Origin of the sequence: Synechococcus sp. CBW1006, assembly GCF_015840525.1 — a bacterium.
Classification (GTDB): Bacteria; Cyanobacteriota; Cyanobacteriia; order PCC-6307; family Cyanobiaceae; genus CBW1002.
In genome coordinates, this window is the sequence record NZ_CP060396.1 from 2,202,833 (window position 1) to 2,227,115 (window position 24,283).

Consider the following 24,283-nt stretch of genomic DNA (forward strand, 5'->3'; position numbering starts at 1 on the left):
GATGGAGGAGAACGCCCGGATCCGGCTGGCCCATGGGGGTGGCGGCACCCTGATGCAGCAGCTGATCGACCAGGAGCTGCGGCGCCTCTACGCCGATCCGCAGCAGCTGCTGCACGACGCCGCCAGCCTGACCCTTCCCCCGGGGCAGCTCGCCTTCACCACCGACAGCTACGTGGTGCAGCCGCTGGAGTTTCCCGGCGGCGACATCGGCTCCCTGGCGATCACCGGCACCGCCAACGACCTCGCCATGGCCGGGGCCCGTCCGCTGCACCTGAGCGTGGCATTGATTCTCGAAGAGGGGCTGCCACTCAGCCTGTTGCGGCGTGTCGTGGGCTCGATGGTGGCCGCCTCCCGTGCCTGCGGCCTCACGATCGTGACCGGCGACACCAAGGTGGTGGAGCGGGGTAAGGCGGACGGCCTGTTCATCAACACCAGCGGCATCGGCGTGGTGGAGGCGCCGCAGGCAATCCATCCCTCCCGGATTGCCGCCGGGGATCAGCTGCTGGTCAGTGGGGATCTGGGCCGGCACGGGGTGGCGATCCTCGCCGCCCGCCATGGGCTGCAGCTCGATCCTCCGGTGCTGAGCGACTGCGCTCCCCTCTGGCCGTTGGTGCAGCAGCTGCTGCAGCGGGGTGTGGGGATCCACTGCCTGCGGGATCTCACTCGCGGTGGTCTGGCCAGCGCCCTGCAGGAGCTGGCGCTGGCGGCCGGGCTGACGCTGCAGATCGAGGAGGAGCAGCTCCCGGTGATCGAGCCGGTGGCCCGCTGCTGCGACCTGCTGGGCTTCGAGCCCCTGCACCTGGCCAATGAGGGACGCTTCCTGGCCGTGGTGCCTGCGGAGAGCATGGATCGGGTGGCCCCCCTGCTGGAGACCTGGGGCGGCGGCTGGATCGGCTCGGTACTGCCCGAGCGGGGGGAGGCCCCCGTGCTGCTGCGTACCGCCTACGGCAGCAGCCGCGTGCTCAGACCGCTGAGCGGAGAACTGCTACCCAGAATCTGCTGATCGCCCGGCCGGAGAAAGTGCCGCACAATGGACTGAAAAAGTGTCGCCCAATGACATGAAAACCTGCCAGCTGATTCTGAAATCAACCAGCCAAGGGATGCTGAGTGAATCCATAAAATGGGCGATACTGGATTCGAACCAGTGACCCCTTCCGTGTGAAGGAAGTGCGCTACCGCTGTGCTAATCGCCCTTTTTGTCTGGTTCTGAGTCTGAACTCAGGCCAACCGAATGATGGTCCATCATCCCGGCGGCTGCGGAAACCGCTGCCTTGAACGGAGCTTAAACCATCACCCGTCCTGCCACGGCGGCCGAACAACCCGTCCAGGCTTCGGTTCCGGGCAAGCCCCACCCCTGCGTGGTGATCGGCGACCATGGAGGCCAGGCACTGATCGAACAACCGGCAGCAATGGTGGGAACGGGTCAGCAGGGGGCAGCGCACACGGATGTGCTGATCGTGGGCGGTGGTGTGTGCGGCACGGCGCTGCTGTTCGAGCTGGCCCGCTACACCGATCTCAACCACGTGACCCTGGTGGAACGCTATGGCCGCCTGGCCCAGGTGAATTCGCGCGCCACCAACAACAGCCAGACCATCCACTGCGGTGACATCGAGACCAACTACACCCTCGAGAAGGCTGTGCGGGTGAAGCGCACGGCCGAGATGATCGTTCACTACGCCGACCTGCTGGATCCGGCCACGCGCGAGCGCTGCGTCTTCCGCACCCCGAAGATGGTGCTTGGCGTGGGGGAGCAGGAATGCTCTTTTCTGAGGGAGCGGTTCGAGCGTTTTGCGCCCCATTTCCCGGCCATGGAATGGCTGGAGAAGGAGCAGATCGCTGAATGGGAGCCCCAGGTGGCCCGGGTGAACGGCCAGCTCAGGCCTGAGCCCCTGGGGGCGATCGGCATTCGCCGCACCTACACGGCGGTGGATTACGAGGCGCTCTCCGAGTCGTTTGTGCAGCAGGCTCAGCAGGCGGTCAGCGGCAGCGACCGCCGCCTCGATCTCCGCCTGGGCACCACGGTGGAGGCGATCGAGCCGGAGGGGGAGGGCTTCCGGGTTCGGCTGCGGGTCACGCCTGGGGCCGGAGCAGCCTCAGCATCGGCACGCCAGGTGGCGGATCCAGAGGTGGTGCAGGAGATCGTGGCCCGGCATGTGGTGGTGAATGCCGGGGCCCACAGCCTGCTGATGGCGCAACGCATGGGCTACGGGCTCGAGTACTCCTGTCTGCCGGTGGCCGGCAGCTTTTACTTCACGCCGGATCTGTTGCGCGGCAAGGTCTACACCGTGCAGAACGACAAACTGCCCTTCGCCGCCATCCACGGCGACCCGGACGTGCGGGCACCCGGCAAGACCCGGTTCGGCCCCACGGCCCTGCTGCTGCCCCTGCTGGAGCGCTACAAGCCCGCCTCCTTCTGGGAGTTCCTGCAGGTGCTGCGGCTCGACTGGGCGGTGCTGGCCGTGTTCTGGCAGCTGCTGAAGATCACCGATATCCGCAACTACATCCTCAAGAACCTGCTCTTCGAAGTGCCCTGGCTGCGGCGGCGCCTGTTCCTGGCCGATGCCCGCAAGATCGTGCCGGGCATGCAGCTGCAGGATCTCAGCTTCGCCGAGGGCTATGGCGGCGTCAGACCCCAGCTGATCAACAAGCAGGAGCGCCGCCTGATGCTCGGTGAGGCGCGGCTCGAACCGATCCCCGGGCTTGTGTTCAACGTGACGCCCTCACCGGGTGGCACCTGCTGCCTCGGCAATGCCGCCATCGACCTCGAAGCGATCGTGGCGCGGCTGGGTTGCGGCTGTGTCCGCAACCAACTGGCCCAGGAGTTGTATGGCGAGGCCACCGCAGGAGTTGCCGAGCTCGCCCCCCAGCAGCCGATCGCCAGCTGACGATTCAGGCGCCGCCGCGGAACAGGTGGTTGTGGCTGGCGGAATAGAGCTTCGAACGCGCTTCGGCCGGTGCCTTGAGGGCCGGACTCACCACATAGAGGGTGGTGCGGATCAGCTCCTTCTCCCGGCTCACGGCCGCCATGCGCTCCAGGGGCACCACCGTGAGCCACTGATCCGGCCAGCTCACCCGATAGCCGATCGCCACGGGGGTGTCGGCCGGATAGTGGCGCAACAGCTCCGCCTGCACCTCCTCCACATGGCGAGCACTCAGATAAAGGCAGAGGGAGGCCCGCAGTGCTGCGAGCCGTTCCAGGCTCTCGCGCTCCGGCACCCCCGTGCGCCCACCGGCGCGGCTGAGCACGATCGTCTGAACCAGGCCCGGAATCGTGAGTTCGCTCTGAAGAGCCGAAGCAGTGGCCTGGTAGGCACTGAGGCCAGGCACCACCTCCACACCGATGTCGGCGTCGGCGAGGCGACAGATCTGTTCGGCCAGGGCCCCATAGAGGCAGGGATCACCATCGTGGAGGCGAACCACCCGTCGGCCCTGGCGGGCTCGATCGAGCACCACCTCCATCACCTCTTCAAGCGTGAGGGTGCTGGTCCGGATCCGTTCGCAGGTCGCGGGGGCCAGGGCCGCGATCTGGGGATTGACCAGGGAATCGGTCCAGACCAGCACGTCGGCCTGCTCGAGCAGCCGGGCCGCCCGCAGGGTGAGCAGATCAGGGGCACCGGGTCCGGCACCGACGATCCACACCGGATGTTCACTCATGGCTGGGACGACACGCCGGAAGGATCGGGCAGGGATCTGTGGCGACCGTAGAGCCACCAGAGGCCGAGGCCGCCCAGAGCGATCAGCAGCAGGCTCATCAGCTGGGCCATGCGCAGACCACCGCTGCAGAAGGGGGGCTGAGAGAACAGGCAGAGCGGATCGAGGCGCAGCCCTTCGATCCAGATGCGGCCGCTGCTGTAGGCCATCAGGTAGATGCAGCTCAGGGCGCCAGCCGGGAGGGCGATGCGACCGCGGCTGCCGCTGCGGAAGAGCAGGAGCAGCAGCGCACAGACCCCCAGATTCCAGATGGATTCATAGAGAAAGGTGGGATGAAAGCCGGTGCGCTCCAGAAATTCCACCGGACGATGGGCCAGGGGGATGTAGAGCTTCCAGGGAAGGTCGGTGGGCAGGCCGAAGGCTTCGGAATTGAAGAAGTTGCCCCAGCGTCCGATCGCCTGGCCCAGGGCCACCGAAGGCACCAGCACATCGAGCAGGCTCCAGAAAGGCAGCGCTCGCCAGCGGCAGAAGAGGATCGTGGTGAGAACACCGCCGATCAGGGCACCGTGGATGGCGATGCCGCCACGCCAGATCGCCAGGGCTTCCAGGGGGTTGTCCTGAAACTGGCGCCACTCCAGGCTCACGTAATAGAGGCGGGCCCCCAGCACCGCCCCGAGCACGAGCAGGGGCAGCAGGTCGGCCACGAGGCTGGGATCAATGCCGCGTCTGCGGGCCAGCCGGCTGGAGAGCAGCAGGCCCACCAGCACCGCCAGGGCGATCAGCAGGCCATACCAGCGCAGCGCAAAAGGGCCCAGCTGGAAGACCAGGGGCCCAGGAGACGTGAACAGGGCAAAGGGCATCAGACGCCTTCGGCGGCCTGCACCTTCTCAATCTGGCGCTTCTTCAGCACCAGCATGATCTGGGCCAGGGCCACTGAGGCGAAGAAGGCGAGCAGGCCATAGATGCGCACGGGATCCTGCAGCACGATCTCGGTATCGATCTGACCGAAGCCGCCCACATTCGGGTCGTTGGAGATCGGGGCACCAGCTTCGACCGCATCACCCACCGCCACGATCAGGCTGGGGCCGGCGGGCACGGTGTCGCTCACGGTGGTGCCATCGGCGGTGGTGATCTCCACCACAGTGCCGCCACCATCGGCCGGGGTGATGGCGCTCACCTGGCCAGCCACGGAGGCCGTATAGACCGTGTTGTTCGACTTCTCACCGGTGGGATAGACCTGGCCGCGACCGCGATTGCCACCCACGTGGATCGAATACTTGCCGAAGTGAATGCTGCTGTCAGCAGCAGGATCGGGCGAGAGGATCGGGAAGACGATCTCCTGATGCTGATCACCAGGCAATGGACCCACCAGCAGGATGTTGGGCTGGTCGTCGCTGTACTGGGTGTAGTAAATGCCGGCCGTTTCTTCCTTCAGTTCCTCGGTCAGACGATCCTGAGGCGCCAGAGTGAAACCATCCGGCAGCATCACCACGGCACCCACGTTGAGCCCGGCGGGGCTGCCATCACCGGAGACCTGCTGCACTGCAGTGTCGTACGGGATCTCGACCACCGCCTTGAAGACGGTGTCCGGCATCACCGCCTGAGGCACCTCAATCCGGGTGGCCTTCTTGGCGAGATGGCAGTTGGCACAGACCAGCTTGCCCGTGGCTTCGCGGGGGCTGGCGTAGTTCTGCTGGGCCCAGAAGGGATAGGCCCAGCTGGGGGCTGCGGCGCTGACGAGCACACCGCAGGCCAGGACAGAGCCGAGCAGAAGAGAAACGAGGCGGCGCATGGGAGAGAGGGCGGCTGGACGGGCGGAGAGGAAAGGGATGCGGCTCAGACCCACCAGGGCTTCTCACCCGTGCGGAAATCGGTGTCGGTCCACTGGCTGAGGAACACGGTGTCGTTCTCGACCGACACGTTCGCCAGGGCCAGGGACAGGGGCGCCGGACCGCGCACCACCTTGCCGGTGGCGTCGTACTGGCTGCCGTGGCAGGGGCACATGAACTTATTGGCGCCGCTGTTCCAGGGCACCACGCAGCCGAGGTGGGTGCAGATCGCGTTGATGCCGTAGCTGCCGATCGCGTCGGCACCTTCAACGATCAGATAGGTGGGATCGCCCTTGAGGCCTTGCACCAGGCTTCGATCTCCCTCCTTGTGGGTGTCCAGCCAGCCCGTGGCCGTCACGGTGTTGCCGAGCTCATCCTTGGCCGTGGTGCCGCCACCACTGCCAGCGGCCCGGGGAGGGATGAAATAGTTCACCACCGGATAGAGAGCCCCGAGAGCCACCCCGGTGAGCGAACCGAAGGTGAGCAGGTTCATGAACTGCCGACGACCCATTCCGGGCACATCGCTCGCAGGCATCTGGGTCATGCGGGGCTGACGGTCGTCGGGACCGAGGCAACGTGGCGCCCATTATGAACCTTGCCCAGCCCGGCACGTCCGCCACCGGGGGGGCCAGGCCAGGCTGGCTGCAACATGCTGTCGTGGAGTTCGCGCTGCACCTGTGTCCGAATCCGGCGCCGCCGGCCGCCAAGGCCCCCTCTCCGTTGAGGAAGTGGTGGGGATTCTGCGGCGCCGCTGGCAAGCCTCCTACGACCTCCAACTGGTGCAGCGACGCGGCCGTCTCTACCTGCAGGTGATGTGGGCCTATCTCGAGCAGCAGTCGTTTCCGCTCAGCGCCGAGGAGTATGCCGATCGGATCGAGGAGCTGGTGGGCGCCCTGAACGGCATGGGAGTGGCCGAGCAGGTTCGCAGCTGGCTCAGCAGCACCGGCGATCGCCCCCGCCTCGGCAAGGCGATGCATCTGGCCCTGGAACTCCCGCCCGCACGGGCCAGCGAATTCCTGCTCTGAGCGATGAGCCGTTGCTGCAGCGGCAGCGGCACGTGGCAGCAGTCAGAGGAATCGATCCAGAGGCACTGGCCCGTGGCCTCAGCCAGTTGCAGCCGGAGCGGCAGGCCGCACCCGCTCAGCCAGGGCCACCAGGGCCACACCGACCAGGTAGAGGGCTGTGATCGCGCCGCTGAGCAGCAGCATTGTGAACGGATCCGTGGACGGCGTCAGCACGGCTCCGGCAATGGCCGCGACCAGCAGCACCCAGCGCCAGCCCGCCAGCATCACCTTGGCCCGGATCAGGCCGAGGGCGCCCAGCAGCAGCTGCAGCACCGGCAACTGGAAGGCCAGGGCTGTGGCCACCATCAGCAACAGGACAAAGTCCAGATAGCGCTCGATCGACCAGAGCGGCTCGACCACATCCGCGCCGTAGTTCACCAGGAAGCGCAGTGCGGCTGGCACCAGGGCCCACCAGGCAAAGGCGAGACCGGCGACGAACAAGACCGCCGATCCCGCCACCGCCGGGGCCACCAGTTGCCGTTCCCGCCGGGTCAGGCCAGGCAGCACGAACCCGAGAATCTCGTAGAGCACATAGGGAAGGGCCAGGCTGAGGCCGGCGTAGCCCGCCACCTTCAGGGAGACGAACAGAAACTCTCCCGGCGCCAGCTGCAGGAAGCGGATGCCCTGCGCCGGAACCTCCAGCAACCTGACCAACGGACGCACCACCACCAGGCAGCCCGCCGCCGCAATCGCCACCGCCAGCAGGCTGCGCAGAACGCGGTTGCGCAGCTCGTCGAGATGCTCCATCAGGGTCATCTCCACTTCCCCTGGAAAGGCATCAGCCCCGTCAACAGACCCGGTCTCAGCACCGCTGTCGGCCATCCCCTGATCGGAGAGGGCGCTCGACGCTGCAGGGATGCGAATCGGCGCTGGTGGTCCTGTACCAACGGGTGAACCGGAGGGTGTTTCCGGTGCCGTGGTGGGGGTGTCGGTGTCGCTCATGGTCCAGGCTCCCGAGCCAGGCTAGGGGGATCGGCCGTGGGCTCGCCCTCTGGGGCGTCGCTGTCCGCTGCCCGCTGCGCGAGCCAGGCGGCCGCCCGGGCGGGCTCGCCCCAGAGCAGTGCGCCGCCGCGATGGCGCACCGTCCCCGGTCCAGCCCCGGGGATGCGCTGCAGCTCCTCGGTGGGCACCATCACCACCGGCACGCGGCGGTTGCCGCGGGCGCGGCTGAAATGGGCCGCCAGATCCGCCGCCGCCTGGAGGTCGTCGTCGCCGGCGACCGCCTGGGATGCCTTCAGAACCACGTGGCTGCCGGGACATTCCTGGGCGTGGAACCAGAGATCACCGCGACGCGCCTGGCGCAGGCTGATCCATTCGTTCTGGCGATGGTTGCGGCCCACCTGCACGATCAGGCCGGCCGCCGTGGCGCCCTGCAGGGGCTCTGGGGCCATGGCCCTGGCCATCGCCCGGCGATGGGCGCGCCGCTGGGGCTGCGGCGCCAGGGCTGCGCCCCTGGGACTGTCCGTTCCCTCCGGTCCTCCTGGGCCTTCCCGCAGCTCCTCGGCCAGGGCCTCCAGCTGCTCGACGCCATCGGCCTGATCGAGGAAGGTGCGGCTGTGCTCCAGCCAGGCAAGCCGCTGGCGGTGCCGCTCCAGCCGCGGTGTGATTGCCGCCAGCGAGCGCCGCAGCTTGCGGGCCCGCCGGTAGAGCGCCTGGGCCTCGTCGATCTGCTCGCGGGACAGGGCGAACTGACTGAGCAAGGCGTCCGCCTGGCTCTGCAGGGCTTCACTACCGCCAGCCGCCTCCACCAACGCCTCCTGCTGGTGCAGCTGCCGCTGTTCACGCTCGGTTGCGGCCTGCAGCTGCTGGGCGAGCTGGTGCTGCCGACGCTGCAGCTCCCGCGCCGCCAGCAGGGTGCCGTAGTAGCCAGCCAGGGCCGTGTTGATGGGGAGGCTGTCGCCGGCCTGCGCCGGGCCATCCCCAGGCTCCGCCAGAGCGGGATTCTCTCCGGACGGTTCCTGCCCAGCAGGATCTGCCGCAGCCGGATCAACCCGCCAGCAGCGGTAGGCCGTGGGGCCAGCTGTATCGAAACAGAAGCGCTGATCCTTCACCGCCCTCAGCCAGGCGCACCACCGCTGCCACAACCGTGACCAACCGGCCGCATCCAGGGTGTCTACAGACCGTGCCAACCAGGCGGCGCTCTGCTCCGCGGACTCCCCTGCCAGCTGACGGGCCAGGGCCGGGCTGATGCCCTGATAGCTCTCCCGCAGCGCCCGTTCCAGGGGCAGGGGCAGCAGACTCAGGCGCCGCTGCCAGCTCTCGAACGGTTCGGCCGGATCGGGGCGATCGCCGCCCAGGGGCGGCGGCGGCTGGTAGGGATCGCCGTTGCCGATCGGCCGCAGTCGCGACTGTCCCTGCCGCACCTGATGGCCCAGGGCCATCACCCGCTCCTCAGCGTCGAGCAGAAAGATGTTGCTGTGGCGCCCCATCAGTTCCACCACCAGCTGCCGTTGGGGAGGCTCGCCCGGACGGGCCGCGAAACGCAGGTGCACGACGCGCTCCCAGCCGTCCTGTGCCAGCTCCACCAGGGCCAGCCCCTTCAGGCCATGCTGCAGCTGCTGAGCCAGGGTGCTGCCATCACCCTGACGGCGCGGTGCCGGGATCGCCAGCAGCCGAGGGGCTTCCGCCATCCAGCTGATCTCCAGCCAGCGCATGCCGTCGAGGCTGCGCAGCCCCAGTTGCACCGTGTGGGAGGCGCTCTGCTGCGCCTTTTCAAAGCGGCTCGGCACCACAGCAGCCCGCAGCTCCCCCAGCACCGCCCGCAGGCTGGTCACATCCAGAGGCTGGAGGGGTTGGGTTGACACCATCACCGCTGGCAGAGGTTCACAGCCGAGGCTGCTTACTCTGCTGCGCAGCAGTGTCACTTCCATGGCCCGCGCCGCGTCGTCCGCCCGGCTCACCGTGATCACCGGTCCCAGCGGCGTGGGCAAGGGCACACTGGTGAGCCGCCTGCTGCAGCGCCAGCCACGCATCTGGCTGTCGATCTCGGCCACCACACGCCAGCCCCGGGCCGGTGAGGTCGACGGCGTGCACTACTTCTTTCTCAGCCGTGAGGCCTTCGAGGCGCAGGTGGCCGGTGGCGGCTTCCTCGAATGGGCCGAGTTCGCCGGCAACCTTTATGGCACCCCGCGGCAGCCGGTGGAGCAGCATATCGCCGAAGGACGGCCGGTCCTGCTGGAGATCGAACTGGAAGGGGCCCGGCAAGTGCGTCACTCCTTCCCGGCCGGCCAGCAGCTGTTGATCAAGCCTCCCTCTTTTGAAGAGCTGGAGCGGCGGATTCGCGGACGCGGGACCGACAGCGAATCCGCCATCGCGAAGCGCCTGGAGCGCGCCAGGGTGGAACTGGCCGCCGCCGCCGAGTTCGATGCCTGCCTGGTGAACGGTGATCTTGAGGTGGCGCTGGCGGAATTGGAACAGCTCATGGATCTGGGCACCAGCAAGAGCTGACGTGTACTGAGGCGTGAGCTGATCGGCCCGATGCCCGATCTGTCGGATTGATCCGGTCTGCCTGATCGATCTCCCTGGGTAAAAAAGCATGGTGATCCCAGCATCAACACTGAATCGACTCAGCCGAAACCATGCCATTGATAAGAGCGTTGCTCCCATTATCCGGACCTGATGGCAGCCAGGCAGTATCACAAGCTGCAGGCAAAGAACCTCGCCAGCCCAGCAGGCTCCGGGGCAAGAATGCCGTGCATGACAGCAAAAAAGCGGCCCCAAAAGGGGCCGCCAAGACTAGACAAGTCTGAGCAAAGAATCAGTGATGGCGGTTCAAGGGATATCGATGAAGCCCTGAAGGAACAGCTTCCCTGAACCTCTGAAATCAATCTGTTTTCAGAGGGGGTGGAACAGCAGATCAGGGAAGAAGCGATTGAACTCAATCATGATGCCGGCGGTGATCGTGAACCAGATGGCCGCGAACACCGGAGCGGTGGTCAGGAATTTCTTCATGTCAGAGAAGGGTGAAGCGGTTAGGGAGCAGGACATCAGCCTGCCGCGATGGAAAGGCTGTGACAATCAACAGCCCGTTGCCTTCAGCGGGGCGACACGGTGACCTTGTTGTCGGACTCGAGCAGTTTGCCGCTGGTGAATTCACCAAAAGCGGCAATCGGCCAGCTGGCGGCTGCCAGGGTGCTCTTCAGGGCCAGGGAGAGATCAATCTGGATTTCCTTGGTGGTGGCGTCCTTGGTGCCACGGATGGCCTGCAGGTAGGAGCGCCCAGCCCAGCCGATGCAACCGGCGATATACAGGAAGGCGATTCCAGGGATCATGAAGTCTCCGGCGTGGCTCCAGCGGCCATCCACAATCAGGTGGGGCAGACCATCGGTGCCGCAGACGGCCTTGCTGTACATCGCAAAGCGAGCTTTGGCCTGCTCGGTCTGGGCGGCGCCGGCCCGCTGCTGGAACCGCGGGCTCTCGGCACAGGGGGTCAAACCGGCTACATCAGCCCTGGCGGACGGAGCGAAGCCAAAGATGAGAAAGGCGGAAAGAACGACGGCGAATAGACGGCGCATAGGGAGTTCGGCCGCAGGGCAGGATGTCACGACCGGACAGTAGGAGCGGCCCCCAGAGTCCATGGCCACGATTCTTGCCCTCGAAACAAGTTGTGACGAGTCGGCAGCGGCGATTGTGCGGGATCGCACCGTTCTGGCCCATGCCGTGGCTTCTCAGGTTGAGGAACATGCGCGCTTCGGCGGCGTGGTGCCTGAAATCGCCTCGCGACGGCATGTGGAGGCGCTGCCCCAGCTGATCGCCACCGTGCTGTCCGAGAGCAGTGTGGCGCTCCCTCAGCTGGATGCGGTCGCCGCCACGGTGGCGCCGGGCCTGGTGGGAGCCCTACTGGTGGGATCGGTCACGGGCCGCACCCTGGCCCGCCTGCATGGATTGCCGTTTCTGGGCATGCATCACCTTGAGGCGCACCTCTGCTCGGTGCAGCTCGGATCTCCGCTGACGCCGGGGCCCCATCTGGTGCTGCTGGTGAGTGGTGGCCACACCGAACTGATCCGGGTCGAGGGTCCCGGGCGCTATCAACCCCTGGGCCGCAGCCATGACGACGCCGCCGGCGAGGCCTTCGACAAGGTGGCTCGCCTGCTCGGATTGGCCTACCCCGGAGGACCCGCCATTCAGGCCGCTGCCGAAGCGGGCGATCCCCATCGTTTTGCCCTGCCCAAAGGGCGGGTGTCGAGGCCGGAGGGAGGCTTCTACCCCTATGACTTCAGCTTCAGCGGCCTGAAGACAGCCATGCTGCGCCTCGTGAGGTCGCTCGAGGCCTCGGGTGAGCCGCTGCCCGTGGCAGATCTGGCGGCGAGCTTTGAGCAGGTGGTGGCGGACGTGCTGGTGGACCGCAGCTGCCGCTGTGCCCGCGATCAGGGCCTGGCCACGATCGTGCTGGTAGGCGGTGTGGCGGCGAACCGCCGCCTGCGGCAACGGATGGAGCAGAGCTGCGCCGAGGCCGATCTGCAATGGCGTCTGGCGCCGCTGGCATTCTGCACCGACAATGCCGCCATGGTGGGGGTGGCGGCGGCCCAGAGATTCTCGCAGGGCTGCCGCAGCCCCATGGATCTGGGGGTGGCGCCGCGGTTGCCGCTGGTGCAGGCGGAGCGCCTGTATGAGGCAACAGCTTGTTTCTGATCGCCCTAGGGTGGAATGATTCGCTGAGGACTGGTCGTCATGGCGCCGGTTGAGGAGGGCCAGGTTGTGGGCACGACCGATCCTGTTCAGGCGGATCAGGTGCCCGCAGGTTCAGTGGAGGGCGATTCAGGTCAGGTTGCTGTGACGCCGATGGAGGCTTCCCTTCCGGGCGGGGTTGAGTCTGAGACCGTGATTGAGCCGGTTGGACCGGAGGAGCTCAACGCTTGGCGACGAGGCTTTACGCCCCAGGCGGAAATCTGGAACGGCCGACTGGCGATGCTGGGACTATCCGTTGGGCTCTCGGTTCTTCTGATCGCACGCCTGGCGGCTGGGCATTGATCGGTGCCTTTCCTTACAACGAACTGAGCCTGATCCTGTCAGGACTTTGACTGAATTTCCACCGATTCAGGCAGGCGGATTGATCCCTTCAGCGCATCATGTCCTTCCACGCAGGGCCTGAGCAAGCTCGTTTGGCCTGAGGCTGACGGCCAATGCATCAACGCCCTCCACGCGACCATCTTCTACCAGCTTGATCAGGCTTTGATTGGCGGTTACCATGCCCTCGAAACTGCTGCGATTCATGATGTCTTCAATCTCGCCGAGTTCGCCTCGCTGAATGTAATCCTTGCAAGCATCTGTGTTGATTAAAATATCGTGAAACGCAACCCTCTTGCCGTCCGTGGTCTTGATCAGGCCCTGGGCGATCACCCCCAGCAAGGTTTCGGACACCGCCCGCCGCACCGCATCCTGCTCCTGAGGGGGATACATCCCCAGCACCCGCTCCACGGTCTTCACAGCAGAGTTGGTATGCAGAGTTCCAAACACCAGGTGACCCGTCTGGGACGCTTCGATCGCCGTGGCCAGGGTTTCCTGGTCACGGATTTCACCGATCAGGATCACGTCCGGATCTTCCCGCATAGCGGCACGCAGGGCATTGTGAAAGTGCTTGGTGTGTTGGCCAACTTCCCTGTGGCGGATTAGGGACTCTCGACTTTCATGCACGAATTCAACCGGATCTTCAATCGTGATGATGTGGCGGGTCATGTTGCGGTTGATCCAGTCGATCATCGCCGCCAGAGTGGTGCTCTTACCGGAGCCAGTCGGACCGGTCACCAGGATCATGCCCTTGGGAAGGGCAGAAAGCTTCTTGAGTACAGGGGGCAGGTGTAGGTCCTCCAGGGTCGCGATCTTCTGAGGAATCAACCGCAACACCATCCCCGGCCCCCGCAACGAATCGAGCACGTTGATGCGGACTCGCGCAAAGGGGAAAGCAAAACTTCCATCGAATTCCTTGTCCCGCTGAAAGGAATCGATCTCAGCCGGCGTCAGCATCTCGCGCAGCCATCGTTGGAACGTCGCGGCGTCGGTGACCGGCCAACCGGTGCGCGCCATCTCTCCGCGGGCCCGATAGCGCGGTTCTTCGCCGACGCCCAGGTGGACATCTGAATGGTTCCGCTCGTGGGCCAGGCGCACGATGTCCTCGAGGGTGGCCGGTTGGCTTCCGTACCCACCAGCCTCCTGTCCAACCGATGCAACAGGGGTGGAGACAGGCTGGGCGAATGGTGGCGGCGGCGGTGGTTGCAGCCCCGGACCAGGCGAAGCAGGGGGTGGTGGCTGGGCGGGACCGGGAAAAGGGGAGGGCAGAGCCGAGGTTCCGGTCGGGGGGAAGGGCGAAGGCGGAAAAGGAGAGTCGGCCTGGGCCATGCCGGAGCGGAACGGGTCGGGTACAACCAGCTTCGCCCCTATCGGGCCGGGAGGCCACCATCCCTAGGATCCGGGCATTGCTGCTGGGGGGCGGGATGCCACTGGTCACGATCGTGCTGGGCACCAGGCCGGAGGCGATCAAACTGGCCCCGGTGATCCGTGCCTTTCAGCAGGCCCCGGACCTGACCACCCGCGTGGTGCTCACCGGACAGCACCGCGAGATGGTGAGCCAGGTGATGGAGCTGTTCGGCCTGCAGGCCGATCACGATCTGGCACTGATGGCTCCCAAGCAGACCCTCACCCACGTGACCTGCGCCGCCCTCCAGGGCCTGGAACAGGAATTCACCGAGCACCGCCCTGATCTGGTGCTGGTCCAGGGCGACACCACCACGGCCTTCTCCTCAGCCCTGGCGGCCTTCTATGGCCAGATCCCCGTTGGGCATGTGGAAGCAGGCCTGCGCACCGACAACCTGCTTGACCCCTTCCCTGAGGAGGCCAATCGCCGGCTGATCTCCCAGCTCGCCCAGCTTCACTTCGCGCCGACGGCGCAATCGGCCAGCAATCTGCGCGCCTCCGGCGTGGTGGGCGACATTCTCACCACCGGCAACACGGTGATCGATGCTCTGCTGCTGATGGCGGAGACGGCCCCGGACTGGGATCTGCCCGGCCTCGACTGGAGCAGGCAGCGGGTGCTCCTGGCCACGGTGCACCGTCGCGAGAACTGGGGCGAACGGCTGCAGCAGATCGGCCAGGGTTTTCTCGATCTTCTGGAGCGTTTTCCCGACACAGCCCTGCTGCTGCCGCTGCATCGCAACCCCACCGTGCGGGAGCCCCTGCAGGCCCTGCTGGGCGACCATCCCCGCGCCTTCCTCACCGAACCGCTCGACTACGACAGGTTGGTGGCGGCGATGCGGGGCTGCGCGCTGCTGCTGACCGATTCGGGCGGCCTCCAGGAGGAGGCTCCAGCCCTCGGCAAGCCGGTGCTGGTGCTGCGCCGCACCACCGAGCGTCCCGAAGCGGTGGAGGCCGGCACGGCCCGTCTGATCGGCACCAACAGGGGCGACATCCTGCGGGAGGCCAGTCGCCTGCTGGAGGATCCCGCGGCCTACGCGGTCATGGCCCAGGCCCACAACCCCTTCGGCGATGGGCAGGCCAGCGGACGCATCCTGGAGGCCGCTCGCAGTTTTCTCAATGGCGGGGACGCTCAGTCGGCCTGTCCCTAGTTGGCCTGCTGTCCGTCCGTCCACCCTCACTCAGTCCGTCTGCGGACGCTTGCTGGCCCAGGGAGGAAGATCGATGAACACCCGTTCACCAGGCTTGAGGCCTGTGATGATCTGGGTGTCCTTGCCGCTGCTGGATCCGAGCTCCACGGCCTGGAAGGTGGGCTCGCGCTCGGGGCCGACCCTGAGCACACCAGGTTTGCCTGCTTCGGTCACCACCGCCACGGTGGGCACCAGGGTCTCGGAGCGCAGCTGACCGGCCTGAAAATCAATGTCGGCGGTCATGCCGATGCGCAGCTCCGGCGGCGGATCGATCAGCTGCAGTTTCACCTCAAAGGAGGTGACATTGTTGAGTTTGATCGCACGCGGCGCGATGCGCCGCACCCGGGCCGCAAAGCGCTGATCGGGGAAGGCATCCACCCGCACGCTGGCCATCTGGCCCACCCGTAGCCGACCGATGTCATTCTCGGGCACCTTGGCCAGCACCTCCAGCCCCTGGGCCAGCTCCACCACCGAGGAACTGGTGGCACCGGCCGTGGCCGACGCTGTGGTGGTGGGTGTCACGAAGGCGCCAGGGTCAGCGAACCGCTGGGTGATCACCCCATCGAAGGGGGCCCGCACGATCAGCTCATCCCGTTCCACCTGACGCTGCTCCAGCCGCTGACGAGCCGCCGCCACGTTGGCCTCATCCACGTGAAAGGCCCCCAGGGCCCGCTGATAGTCGTCAGCGCTGATCGCCTGGCTGGCGAACAGCTGGCGGCGGCGCTCCCATTCACTGCGGGTGCGGGCCAGCTGGGCCTCGGCCGAGCTCAGATTGGCCTGCAGTTCCTTCAGGCGTTCATTGAGATCACCCGAGTCCATCAGGGCGAGAGCCTGGCCTTGCCGCACCCGGTCGCCCTCCTCGACGTAGAGCTCCTGCAGCAGCCCCTGCCGCTTCGGGCTCACGTTCACCCGCCTGACCGCATCCAGTTCGCCGCTGGCGCTCACCACACTGGGAAGGGAGCCCTGGCGGGCCAGCACGGTGTATGGATCGAGATTGCGGCCCTTCTGGCCCGACTGACGCAACCAGACCGCCGTGCCGCTCAGACCGACCAGCACTGCCAGGGTGCCGGCCCAGAGACGTCGCCGTCGCCAGAGGGGCTTGACTGACGGGCTCCCGGTGAGCCCGTCGATGTTGGGATGTCCGGTGGGGGCGGGTTCGGGCCGGCGACGCGGCCGCAGGGGGGCGAGGACGGGAATGGGCCTGGTTCCGACTGTGCCCCAGTCTTTCGGGTCCGCGGCGTGATTGGGGTTGTTCACCGGGACGGATCTCCCCCGCAGCTCTGGATCCGACTGGCGCCTGGCTGGCAGCGATTAGATTCGGACCATGCTCAAAGCCGGAATTGTGGGACTGCCCAACGTGGGCAAGTCAACCCTCTTCAACGCCCTCGTGGCCAACGCCAAGGCCGAGGCCGCCAACTACCCCTTCTGCACGATCGAACCCAATTCGGGCGTGGTTGCGGTGCCGGATCCTCGACTGGAGCAGCTGTCAGCGGTGAGCGGCAGTAAGGAGATCATCCCGACCCGTGTTGAGTTCGTCGACATCGCCGGCCTGGTCAAGGGGGCCAGCCAGGGGGAGGGACTGGGCAACAAATTCCTGGCCAACATCCGCGAAGTCGATGCGATCGTCCACGTGGTGCGCTGCTTCGAGAACGACGATGTGATTCACGTCTCCGGTTCGGTAGGCCCTGCCCGTGATGCCGAGGTGATCAACCTCGAGCTGGGGCTGGCCGATCTGGCCCAGGTGGAGAAGCGGCGCGAGCGGCTCAAGAAGCAGACCCGTACCAACAAGGAAGCGCAGCTCGAGGACGGAGCTCTTGCCCGCATCCAGGCCGTGCTGGAGCAGGGCGGAGCGGCCCGCACGGTGGAGATCAGCGAAGAGGAGGCCCTGCTGATCAAGCCCCTGGGCCTGCTCACCGCCAAGCCGATCATCTACGCCACCAATGTGAGCGAGGACGACCTCGCCTCCGGCAATGCCTTCGTCGACGAAGTGAAGGCCGTTGCTGCTCAGGAGGGCGCCGAGACCGTGCGCATTTCCGCCCAGGTGGAGGCCGAGCTGATCGAGCTGCCTGAGGAGGAGCGAGCTGAGTTCCTGGCCGGTCTTGGGGCGGAGGAAGGTGGGCTGCAAAGCCTGATCCGCGCCACCTATTCCTTGCTCGGATTGCGCACGTACTTCACCACGGGTGAAAAGGAGACCCGCGCCTGGACGATCACGGCCGGCATGACGGCGCCACAGGCCGCGGGAGTGATCCACACCGATTTTGAGCGGGGCTTCATCCGCGCCCAGACGATCGGCTACAGCCAGCTTCTGGAGGCAGGTTCCCTGGTGGAGGCGCGCAATCGTGGCTGGCTTCGCAGCGAAGGCAAGGAGTACGAAGTCGCCGAAGGTGATGTCATGGAATTCTTGTTCAATGTCTGACGATATCGAAGTTAAAAATGCGACGAAAAAGATGCGGGCATGCGAAAATCTATGCAAAGCACATAAGGGCACCTCGAAAAATCAGCAAGCTGGTTGATTACGATTAAATAGCGATAGAATCAGGAAGTCAGACTGTATGCCAGCGGTGGGCCAAAGAGGTTTTTGGGACGAACAGCAAAGGGTCGCAAAGCTCCAGGAGAAGAAGCCGGTTCTCAAGCGGCTGTCTGATTCGATCCCATGGGATAAATTCCAGCCGATACTTGACCAAGGATACGCGCAGGATCGCAAGAGCAATGCAGGGCGTAAGCGGATTGATCCGCTGATCCTTTTCAAGATGCTTGTTCTCCAGCAGCTATTTAACCTCAGCGATGACGAGCTTGAGTTCCAGGTGAATGACAGGCGTTCCTTTGAGGAGTTTGTGGGACTGGGTGTGATGAACAACATTCCTGACGCAACCACAGTCGCCTTGTTCAGGGAGAGGCTGCGCAAAGCAGGAGTGATTGAGGAGCTCTTCGAGATGTTCGAGGCATACCTCCGCTCACAGGGACTCCAAGCCCGTGGTGGTCAGATTATTGATGCGACTCTCGTACCTGTTCCCAAACAGCGCAACACCCGTGACGAGAACAAGGAAATCAAAGCTGGTAGGCTGCCGGAAGGCTGGGAAGAAAACCCAGATCGCCTGCGGCAGAAGGATCTAGACGCTCGCTGGGTTAAAAAGAACGGCATCAACTACTTCGGTTACAAGAACAGCATCTGCATTGACGTCGACCATGGCTTTATCCGCCGATATGCTATTACACCTGCCAATATTCATGACAGTCAGATGCTTCCACGGCTGCTGGATCCGGAGAATGAGCATGATTATGTCTGGGCAGACTCAGCTTATTCAGGTGAGTGCTTTGAAGATCTGCTGAGCTTGGGGCGCTTCGAAAGCTTGATCCACGATAAGGGCGCTCGCAATCACCCGCTCAGCGCCGCCGCCAAGGACCTTAAGAGTTTGCTGAAAAACCAACCCACGAGCCAGTTTTCCACAGGCATCAGTGGATTTCCGGCTCAAAAAGACGGATCGGCGGCTATCAGAGCCGCAAACAGCCCGATTTCGGCATCGTTGGCCTCTCTGCAAGGCATTGGTTGAGGCCTATTGGGCACACCTCTGGACAACGGGCTGTTCATGCCGCCTCCATCGCGGGCTTGAGCAGGTTGCCCAGGCGGATCAGGTTGTAGGCGATCACATGCAGGCCAAACACGGCGCCGACCTTCTCGGTACCGCGCAGTTTGAACTGGCGCAGCCCTCCGAACGCCTTGATCCAACCAAACACCTTTTCGATCCCCCGGCGGGCGTTGATCGATTTGGAGTAGCCCACGTGACGGGTGGTGCGGCCATCAATGGCTGAGCCACCGCTGCGGGCCGTGTTCTGGGCCACGTGGGGCGTGACACCGATCCGCCGCATCTCAGCGACAAACCCTTTGGTGTCGTAGTTCTTGTCGGCGCCGACGGTCTTCTGGTGGGCACCGGTGAGGTCTGCTGCCATCTCTTTGGCGGCATCCCGCTCACCGGTGCCCGTGGCCTGGGTGACGCGGCAATCGACGATCAGGTCGTGGCGGTTGTCCATGAGGACATGGCCCCGATAGCTCAGCTGCGCTGGATGGGCATTCGATTTCCGGGCCAGCCGTGCCTCAGGATCGGTGCTGGAGCGGTGGGTCTCGTTGCTGAGCTTGATGCCGCGAAAGTCCCCTTTGGCGCGCTTCTTTCCCTCTTTGGGAGCACCGAATCCTTCGCCAGGACCTGTGGGCGGAGGCGGAGGATCCTCCTGGCCATCGATCCGCTCCAAGGAAGCGTGTGACGCCCAGGCCTGGAGCAACGTGCCGTCCACCGAAAAGTGCTCGTCACTGAGCAGCGGTTTGACCTCGGGTGCTCCCATCAGCTTCTCCAGGAACAGCCCCATGACGTCGTCAGTGAGGAGCCGATCACGATTCTTGGTGAATGTGGTCGGATGCCAGATCGCATCGTCAGGGCTCAAGCCCACAAACCAGCGGAACAGCAGGTTGTAGTGGACCTGCTCCAGCAGCAGCCTCTCGGAGCGGATGCCGTAGAACGCCTGCAACAACGAGGCCAGCAGCAGCTGCTCTGGCGGCACCGATGGTCTCCCTTCTGAGGCATACAACCTGCAGAAGGTGGGATTGAGTCGATCGAGGGCCTGATCCGCCAGCTTGCGAATCCGCCTGAGTGGATGGCTGGTCGGGATCCGCTCCTCGATCGAGACGTAGGAGAACAAGGAGCCGCTGCGCTCCTGCTGACCTCGCATCAAACCTGGGGCAGTTGCCCTATTTTCGCAGAGGCGGCGGGGTTTTTCAGCAAACTCTTAGAAGTCATCCAGAAGGGCTCGGCTCTGCTGGTGCACGCCACCCCAGCAGACGCAGCAGTCCCTTGATGTCGTGAGCCAAGGCGGCAATGCCCTCGGTCACCGACCAGATCCCGTTCAACCGCAGGCTGTTGATCGCCATGGTGCGGAGCATGGCGACGATCTGAACGCCGTTGGTTTCCCGGTAGCGGTGGGCGTCTTCCCGCAGCGCGACGTCACGCACCCAGTGCCAGGAATTTTCAATGCTCCAGCGGTTTCTCACGAGGCGTAGCAGTGCTTTTGCGCTGGTCCGCAGGCTGGTGACGTAGTAACGCGTCTCGTCGACGGGCCGGCCATCGCGAATGCCCTGGCTGCACACGGCAATGATCGTGGCGCTGCCGGTCCATTGCTCGATCACCCAGTCTGGTGCTGGCATCGCCCGCAGCGTCCAGACGATGTCGCGGCCATGGCCAGCTTCATGGTGGCTGGTTTCCCAGGGCACCTTGCGGCTGTAGGTCAGGCGATCACGGATCAGCCGAAACCCTTTGCGGCGTCCGTGTTTGACCGCAATCAAGAAGTCGGCACCGCGCTGGGCGAGGAACAGGAAAAAGGGCGGTTGGCATGCAACGCGTCCGCCTGAACCAGCACGCCCTCCAGCTCGATCGCCTCCAGCAGCTGCCGCAATGCCTGGGTTTCGCTGCCGGCATCAGTGGCGTAGGTGGTCTGGGCGATCGCAACGCCCAGACTCTGGGAGTAGAGGCTGACCTGAGCAATGAATGTCGCTGCGCCAGAGTCGGTTTCAGCGATCGAGCCCCGCAGCGTCTTGCCGTCACACACAAGTGTGTCGAAGTCATCAGCGACGCCGGGCTGGGCCGACATCCATTGGCGCAACAGGGTTTCAAAGCCAGCCACGTCCAGTTGCGAGAGCAGCAGGCGGAAGGTGGAATCCGAGGGCTCCTTGCCGAAATCGGTGCCCAGCAGCTCGTTGAGGACCTCGCGGTGACGTCGGGCAAACCGCTCGATGCCGACCAGAGAACCCTCGTTGCTCAGAATCGCCAGGATCGCCACCAGCAGCATCCACCACTGAGGGAAACGAACGCCGCGGCGCATGCGGCAATCAGGCAGCGCCTTGAGAAAGCTGATCAGATCGCCAGCGGCGGCGGGCTCAGCAGGGAGTGACGGCAAGGCTGCAGGGCGGTTCCCGCGCACGACACCGTAGCCGGGGCTACCGGTCCAGGCCTACAGGGACAGACTTCTAATAGGCCCTGGTTGGTGCACCACTGCCACATCATCGGGATCAAGGGCGAGAGCTACCGGCAGAAGGCAGCTGCCGCAAGGGTTTCCAAGGATTCCAGCAACCCGCCAACGTAATTGACGCGGACGTCATGGCCGCCACGATCAACGGCAACACCGGCCCAGCCCGGCAAAACCAAGGCGGCGACACGAAAACTGGCCCTCTCGCCATGAGATTGAGGCCAGAACCACAACTTGATTGACGCGCCACGACAGCCATGGGCACGATCGAGGCCCCATCAGGATTTCAGGCCTGGTGCCGCAGCAAAATTCAACCGGCTCACCGGTCAACCTGATTGGCACAAGCCATCAACCTGATTGACACGGGACAGGATGCTCACCTTTGGAGCGGATGTGGGCCTTGGCCGTTTCGATCAGATCTTGCAGCCTTCCCTCTAGCGTCTCCGGTAGCGCCCTGCGTTTACCGGGTCGCATGGCCACTCTGAATTCCGTGGTCTTGCCTGCCATCTCAGGCCTTTTGGCGATGCCCTGGTAGCCGGCATCGGCGTAGACCACCTCCTCATCACCATGCAGGAGGTCGGCTGCCGGTGTCAGGTCGTGCACGTTGGCTGCGGTGACCACGACCGAGTGGATCAGGCCTGAGTCCTTGTCCACGCCGGCATGGACCTTCATCCCGAAAAACCACTGATTGCCCTTCTTGGTCTGGTGCATCTCCGGATCCCTCTTCCCCTCCTTGTTCTTGGTGGAGCTGGGCGCCGCGATCAAGGTGGCATCCACAATCGTGCCTTGGCGCATCGTCACGCCCCGATCCGCCAGGATCGCCTTGACGGTCTCAAAAATCTGCTCGCCCAGCCCGTGCTTCTCCAACAGGTGGCGGAAAGTGAGGATTGTTGTTTCATCTGGGATTCGGTCACTGATCAGCTCGATGCCGGCAAAGCGGCGCATGGTGGGCACCTCGATCAGGGCTTCCTCCATGGCCGGATCGCTGTGCGAATACCACTGCTGCAACAGATGGATCCGCAGCATCGTGGCCAGTGGGTATGGAGGACGGCCGCCTTTCTTGCTCGCTTTGGGGTAGTGAGGCTCAATCAACGCCATCAACGCCTGCCACGGCACCACCGCCTCCATCTCGGAAAGAAACTTCTCCCGCTTGGTCTGCTTTTTGGCAGTAGTCAGCTCATAGTCCGAAAAGTCGAGCTGCTTGCCGCCCACCACTCCAGTCCTGGCCCGCGATCACAGGGTCATTGTCCCGTGAATCGCTTCGGTTTTCCAGAGCCTCCTTAAGAGTTTGCTGAAAAACCCCGCCGCCTCTGCGAAAATAGGGCAACTGCCCCAGGTTTGATGCGAGGTCAGCAGGAGCGCAGCGGCTCCTTGTTCTCCTACGTCTCGATCGAGGAGCGGATCCCGACCAGCCATCCACTCAGGCGGATTCGCAAGCTGGCGGATCAGGCCCTCGATCGACTCAATCCCACCTTCTGCAGGTTGTATGCCTCAGAAGGGAGACCATCGGTGCCGCCAGAGCAGCTGCTGCTGGCCTCGTTGTTGCAGGCGTTCTACGGCATCCGCTCCGAGAGGCTGCTGCTGGAGCAGGTCCACTACAACCTGCTGTTCCGCTGGTTTGTGGGCTTGAGCCCTGACGATGCGATCTGGCATCCGACCACATTCACCAAGAATCGTGATCGGCTCCTCACTGACGACGTCATGGGGCTGTTCCTGGAGAAGCTGATGGGAGCACCCGAGGTCAAACCGCTGCTCAGTGACGAGCACTTTTCGGTGGACGGCACGTTGCTCCAGGCCTGGGCGTCACACGCTTCCTTGGAGCGGATCGATGGCCAGGAGGATCCTCCGCCTCCGCCCACAGGTCCTGGCGAAGGATTCGGTGCTCCCAAAGAGGGAAAGAAGCGCGCCAAAGGGGACTTTCGCGGCATCAAGCTCAGCAACGAGACCCACCGCTCCAGCACCGATCCTGAGGCACGGCTGGCCCGGAAATCGAATGCCCATCCAGCGCAGCTGAGCTATCGGGGCCATGTCCTCATGGACAACCGCCACGACCTGATCGTCGATTGCCGCGTCACCCAGGCCACGGGCACCGGTGAGCGGGATGCCGCCAAAGAGATGGCAGCAGACCTCACCGGTGCCCACCAGAAGACCGTCGGCGCCGACAAGAACTACGACACCAAAGGGTTTGTCGCTGAGATGCGGCGGATCGGTGTCACGCCCCACGTGGCCCAGAACACGGCCCGCAGCGGTGGCTCAGCCATTGATGGCCGCACCACCCGTCACGTGGGCTACTCCAAATCGATCAACGCCCGCCGGGGGATCGAAAAGGTGTTTGGTTGGATCAAGGCGTTCGGAGGGCTGCGCCAGTTCAAACTGCGCGGTACCGAGAAGGTCGGCGCCGTGTTTGGCCTGCATGTGATCGCCTACAACCTGATCCGCCTGGGCAACCTGCTCAAGCCCGCGATGGAGGCGGCATGAACAGCCCGTTGTCCAGAGGTGTGCCCAATAGGCCTCAACCAATGCCTTGCAGAGAGGCCAACGATGCCGAAATCGGGCTGTTTGCGGCTCTGATAGCCGCCGATCCGTCTTTTTGAGCCGGAAATCCACTGATGCCTGTGGAAAACTGGCTCGTGGGTTGGTTTTTCAGCAAACTCTTAATCGCGTCAAGTCAGCCATTAGAGCTTGTGTGGAGCATGTCTTCGGCTGCATGACAATGTCAATGGGTGGGAAGCTGACGCGAAAGATTGGGCTGGCAAGGAACGAGGCATGGTGGGGGCTGAAGAATTTGACCTTCAACTTCCTTCGCTATCTTCAGCGCATCAGCCATGCAGCAGTGGTGGCATGAATCCTCGTAGGAGGCACCGATAAAGCTGTAAAACGTTCACTTGCCAATGCAAACTGCTATCGCCTGCCGCCCTATGGCGGCTTTTTCATGCCTGCAGAACACTGGAGATATAGCTTATTTTTCGAGGTGCCCATAATTGGATGCGGTTTGCATATGCCTTAGGAGTACCGCGACGGTGCGGCAGGGGTTGCCCGTTGCGAGGCTGATATAGCTATTTGTGGTGAATCGGGAAAGGCCCGTATCAATGAGGCTGAAGAAATACTCTTTGAAGGAGTGATCCGACCC

Annotated in this window: 21 protein-coding genes, 1 tRNA gene and 2 pseudogenes; 10 read left to right on the forward strand and 14 right to left on the reverse strand. The window is 64.4% G+C overall.

What is annotated here, in order from left to right:
* Nucleotide 1 precedes the first annotated feature (1 nt).
* A complete protein-coding gene (hypE, locus tag H8F26_RS10590) occupies nucleotides 2-1,003 on the forward strand; it encodes a hydrogenase expression/formation protein HypE (protein ID WP_197153912.1) in 1,002 nt (333 codons plus the stop codon).
* Between the two features lie 118 nt (nucleotides 1,004-1,121).
* On the opposite strand, the gene H8F26_RS10595 is transcribed toward hypE, so the two are convergent.
* Nucleotides 1,122-1,193: transfer RNA gene (locus H8F26_RS10595), tRNA-Val, on the reverse strand.
* Nucleotides 1,194-1,358: 165 nt separating this feature from the next.
* Here H8F26_RS10595 and H8F26_RS10600 point away from each other — a divergent pair.
* Nucleotides 1,359-2,885: an FAD-dependent oxidoreductase gene (locus H8F26_RS10600; protein WP_231597753.1), complete on the forward strand. Its 1,527-nt coding sequence runs from the start codon at nucleotides 1,359-1,361 to the stop codon at nucleotides 2,883-2,885.
* 4 nt (nucleotides 2,886-2,889) lie between these two features.
* Here H8F26_RS10600 and cobM read toward each other — a convergent pair whose 3' ends face one another.
* The 4 genes from cobM to petC are packed head-to-tail and all read right to left on the reverse strand — an operon-like array spanning nucleotide 2,890 to nucleotide 6,024.
* The gene (gene cobM / locus H8F26_RS10605) at nucleotides 2,890-3,654 is read right to left on the reverse strand and encodes a precorrin-4 C(11)-methyltransferase (protein ID WP_197153913.1); all 765 of its coding nucleotides are present in this window, start codon (nucleotides 3,652-3,654) and stop codon (nucleotides 2,890-2,892) included.
* Nucleotides 3,651-4,499, reverse strand: coding sequence for a prolipoprotein diacylglyceryl transferase (gene lgt / locus H8F26_RS10610; protein ID WP_197159134.1), 849 nt, complete (start codon nucleotides 4,497-4,499; stop codon nucleotides 3,651-3,653). The genes cobM and lgt overlap by 4 nt, the downstream gene beginning before the upstream one ends.
* Before the next feature lie 11 nt (nucleotides 4,500-4,510).
* A complete protein-coding gene (gene petA / locus H8F26_RS10615; protein ID WP_197153914.1) occupies nucleotides 4,511-5,443 on the reverse strand; it encodes a cytochrome f in 933 nt (310 codons plus the stop codon).
* A 44-nt stretch (nucleotides 5,444-5,487) separates the two neighbouring features.
* A complete protein-coding gene (petC, locus tag H8F26_RS10620) occupies nucleotides 5,488-6,024 on the reverse strand; it encodes a cytochrome b6-f complex iron-sulfur subunit (protein ID WP_197153915.1) in 537 nt (178 codons plus the stop codon).
* Nucleotides 6,025-6,157: 133 nt separating this feature from the next.
* Between petC and H8F26_RS10625 the strand changes: the two genes are divergently transcribed.
* On the forward strand, nucleotides 6,158-6,505 hold the full coding sequence (locus H8F26_RS10625) for a DUF3067 family protein (RefSeq protein ID WP_231597754.1): 348 nt from the start codon (nucleotides 6,158-6,160) through the stop codon (nucleotides 6,503-6,505).
* Nucleotides 6,506-6,583: 78 nt separating this feature from the next.
* Here the strand turns inward: H8F26_RS10625 and tatC are convergent, their stop codons facing one another.
* Together tatC and H8F26_RS10635 are read right to left on the reverse strand one after the other, a co-directional pair.
* Nucleotides 6,584-7,366, reverse strand: coding sequence for a twin-arginine translocase subunit TatC (gene tatC / locus H8F26_RS10630; RefSeq protein ID WP_231598273.1), 783 nt, complete (start codon nucleotides 7,364-7,366; stop codon nucleotides 6,584-6,586).
* A gap of 116 nt (nucleotides 7,367-7,482) precedes the next feature.
* Nucleotides 7,483-9,351 carry an NFACT family protein gene (locus H8F26_RS10635; protein WP_197153917.1) on the reverse strand — a complete coding sequence of 623 codons (1,869 nt, stop codon included), beginning with the start codon at nucleotides 9,349-9,351 and terminating at the stop codon, nucleotides 7,483-7,485.
* A 61-nt stretch (nucleotides 9,352-9,412) separates the two neighbouring features.
* Between H8F26_RS10635 and gmk the strand changes: the two genes are divergently transcribed.
* Nucleotides 9,413-9,991, forward strand: coding sequence for a guanylate kinase (gene gmk, locus H8F26_RS10640; RefSeq protein ID WP_197153918.1), 579 nt, complete (start codon nucleotides 9,413-9,415; stop codon nucleotides 9,989-9,991).
* A gap of 387 nt (nucleotides 9,992-10,378) precedes the next feature.
* Here gmk and psaJ read toward each other — a convergent pair whose 3' ends face one another.
* Together psaJ and H8F26_RS10650 are read right to left on the reverse strand one after the other, a co-directional pair.
* Nucleotides 10,379-10,495 (reverse strand): photosystem I reaction center subunit IX, encoded by a 117-nt coding sequence (gene psaJ / locus H8F26_RS10645; protein WP_185465876.1) that lies wholly within the window; start codon nucleotides 10,493-10,495, stop codon nucleotides 10,379-10,381.
* An 83-nt stretch (nucleotides 10,496-10,578) separates the two neighbouring features.
* Nucleotides 10,579-11,058 (reverse strand): Photosystem I reaction center subunit III, encoded by a 480-nt coding sequence (locus H8F26_RS10650; protein ID WP_197153919.1) that lies wholly within the window; start codon nucleotides 11,056-11,058, stop codon nucleotides 10,579-10,581.
* A 61-nt stretch (nucleotides 11,059-11,119) separates the two neighbouring features.
* Between H8F26_RS10650 and tsaD the strand changes: the two genes are divergently transcribed.
* Entirely contained in the window at nucleotides 11,120-12,175 is a 1,056-nt protein-coding gene (tsaD, locus tag H8F26_RS10655; protein ID WP_197153920.1) for a tRNA (adenosine(37)-N6)-threonylcarbamoyltransferase complex transferase subunit TsaD, read from the forward strand.
* 150 nt (nucleotides 12,176-12,325) lie between these two features.
* Entirely contained in the window at nucleotides 12,326-12,514 is a 189-nt protein-coding gene (locus tag H8F26_RS10660) for a chlorophyll a/b-binding protein (RefSeq protein WP_197159136.1), read from the forward strand.
* A gap of 96 nt (nucleotides 12,515-12,610) precedes the next feature.
* Here the strand turns inward: H8F26_RS10660 and H8F26_RS10665 are convergent, their stop codons facing one another.
* The gene (locus tag H8F26_RS10665) at nucleotides 12,611-13,879 is read right to left on the reverse strand and encodes a type IV pilus twitching motility protein PilT (RefSeq protein WP_231597755.1); all 1,269 of its coding nucleotides are present in this window, start codon (nucleotides 13,877-13,879) and stop codon (nucleotides 12,611-12,613) included.
* Nucleotides 13,880-13,974: 95 nt separating this feature from the next.
* On the opposite strand from H8F26_RS10665, the gene wecB reads away from it, so the two are divergent.
* Nucleotides 13,975-15,102 carry a non-hydrolyzing UDP-N-acetylglucosamine 2-epimerase gene (wecB, locus tag H8F26_RS10670; RefSeq protein ID WP_197153921.1) on the forward strand — a complete coding sequence of 376 codons (1,128 nt, stop codon included), beginning with the start codon at nucleotides 13,975-13,977 and terminating at the stop codon, nucleotides 15,100-15,102.
* 30 nt (nucleotides 15,103-15,132) lie between these two features.
* Here wecB and H8F26_RS10675 read toward each other — a convergent pair whose 3' ends face one another.
* Nucleotides 15,133-16,272 (reverse strand): efflux RND transporter periplasmic adaptor subunit, encoded by a 1,140-nt coding sequence (locus tag H8F26_RS10675; protein WP_197159138.1) that lies wholly within the window; start codon nucleotides 16,270-16,272, stop codon nucleotides 15,133-15,135.
* Nucleotides 16,273-16,465: 193 nt separating this feature from the next.
* Between H8F26_RS10675 and ychF the strand changes: the two genes are divergently transcribed.
* Nucleotides 16,466-17,557, forward strand: coding sequence for a redox-regulated ATPase YchF (gene ychF / locus H8F26_RS10680; RefSeq protein WP_197153922.1), 1,092 nt, complete (start codon nucleotides 16,466-16,468; stop codon nucleotides 17,555-17,557).
* A 145-nt stretch (nucleotides 17,558-17,702) separates the two neighbouring features.
* Nucleotides 17,703-18,692, forward strand: a complete 990-nt coding sequence (locus H8F26_RS10685) for an IS5 family transposase (protein ID WP_231605135.1) — start codon at nucleotides 17,703-17,705, stop codon at nucleotides 18,690-18,692.
* Between the two features lie 34 nt (nucleotides 18,693-18,726).
* Here H8F26_RS10685 and H8F26_RS10690 read toward each other — a convergent pair whose 3' ends face one another.
* From H8F26_RS10690 to H8F26_RS10705, 3 genes and pseudogenes are all read right to left on the reverse strand, one after another.
* A complete protein-coding gene (locus tag H8F26_RS10690; protein ID WP_197153730.1) occupies nucleotides 18,727-19,863 on the reverse strand; it encodes an IS5 family transposase in 1,137 nt (378 codons plus the stop codon).
* Nucleotides 19,864-19,927: 64 nt separating this feature from the next.
* Nucleotides 19,928-21,009 (reverse strand): annotated as a pseudogene (locus tag H8F26_RS20150) (ISAs1 family transposase).
* Between the two features lie 513 nt (nucleotides 21,010-21,522).
* Nucleotides 21,523-22,365: pseudogene (locus H8F26_RS10705) on the reverse strand (IS5 family transposase); the annotation flags it as partial.
* A gap of 129 nt (nucleotides 22,366-22,494) precedes the next feature.
* Here H8F26_RS10705 and H8F26_RS10710 point away from each other — a divergent pair.
* The gene (locus H8F26_RS10710) at nucleotides 22,495-23,631 is read left to right on the forward strand and encodes an IS5 family transposase (RefSeq protein WP_197153730.1); all 1,137 of its coding nucleotides are present in this window, start codon (nucleotides 22,495-22,497) and stop codon (nucleotides 23,629-23,631) included.
* Nucleotides 23,632-24,283 lie beyond the last annotated feature (652 nt).

Coding starts and splice junctions, on each gene's coding strand:
- H8F26_RS10635 (WP_197153917.1), bottom strand. CDS start 9,351: ATGGTGTCAACCCAACCCCTCCAGCCTCTGGATGTGACCAGCCTGCGG.
- gmk (WP_197153918.1), top strand. CDS start 9,413: ATGGCCCGCGCCGCGTCGTCCGCCCGGCTCACCGTGATCACCGGTCCC.
- H8F26_RS10660 (WP_197159136.1), top strand. CDS start 12,326: ATGGAGGCTTCCCTTCCGGGCGGGGTTGAGTCTGAGACCGTGATTGAG.
- H8F26_RS10690 (WP_197153730.1), bottom strand. CDS start 19,863: ATGCGAGGTCAGCAGGAGCGCAGCGGCTCCTTGTTCTCCTACGTCTCG.
- ychF (WP_197153922.1), top strand. CDS start 16,466: ATGCTCAAAGCCGGAATTGTGGGACTGCCCAACGTGGGCAAGTCAACC.
- wecB (WP_197153921.1), top strand. CDS start 13,975: ATGCCACTGGTCACGATCGTGCTGGGCACCAGGCCGGAGGCGATCAAA.
- cobM (WP_197153913.1), bottom strand. CDS start 3,654: ATGAGTGAACATCCGGTGTGGATCGTCGGTGCCGGACCCGGTGCCCCT.
- petC (WP_197153915.1), bottom strand. CDS start 6,024: ATGACCCAGATGCCTGCGAGCGATGTGCCCGGAATGGGTCGTCGGCAG.
- H8F26_RS10650 (WP_197153919.1), bottom strand. CDS start 11,058: ATGCGCCGTCTATTCGCCGTCGTTCTTTCCGCCTTTCTCATCTTTGGC.
- tsaD (WP_197153920.1), top strand. CDS start 11,120: ATGGCCACGATTCTTGCCCTCGAAACAAGTTGTGACGAGTCGGCAGCG.
- psaJ (WP_185465876.1), bottom strand. CDS start 10,495: ATGAAGAAATTCCTGACCACCGCTCCGGTGTTCGCGGCCATCTGGTTC.
- H8F26_RS10665 (WP_231597755.1), bottom strand. CDS start 13,879: ATGGCCCAGGCCGACTCTCCTTTTCCGCCTTCGCCCTTCCCCCCGACC.
- petA (WP_197153914.1), bottom strand. CDS start 5,443: ATGCGCCGCCTCGTTTCTCTTCTGCTCGGCTCTGTCCTGGCCTGCGGT.
- tatC (WP_231598273.1), bottom strand. CDS start 7,366: ATGGCCGACAGCGGTGCTGAGACCGGGTCTGTTGACGGGGCTGATGCC.
- hypE (WP_197153912.1), top strand. CDS start 2: ATGGAGGAGAACGCCCGGATCCGGCTGGCCCATGGGGGTGGCGGCACC.
- H8F26_RS10710 (WP_197153730.1), top strand. CDS start 22,495: ATGCGAGGTCAGCAGGAGCGCAGCGGCTCCTTGTTCTCCTACGTCTCG.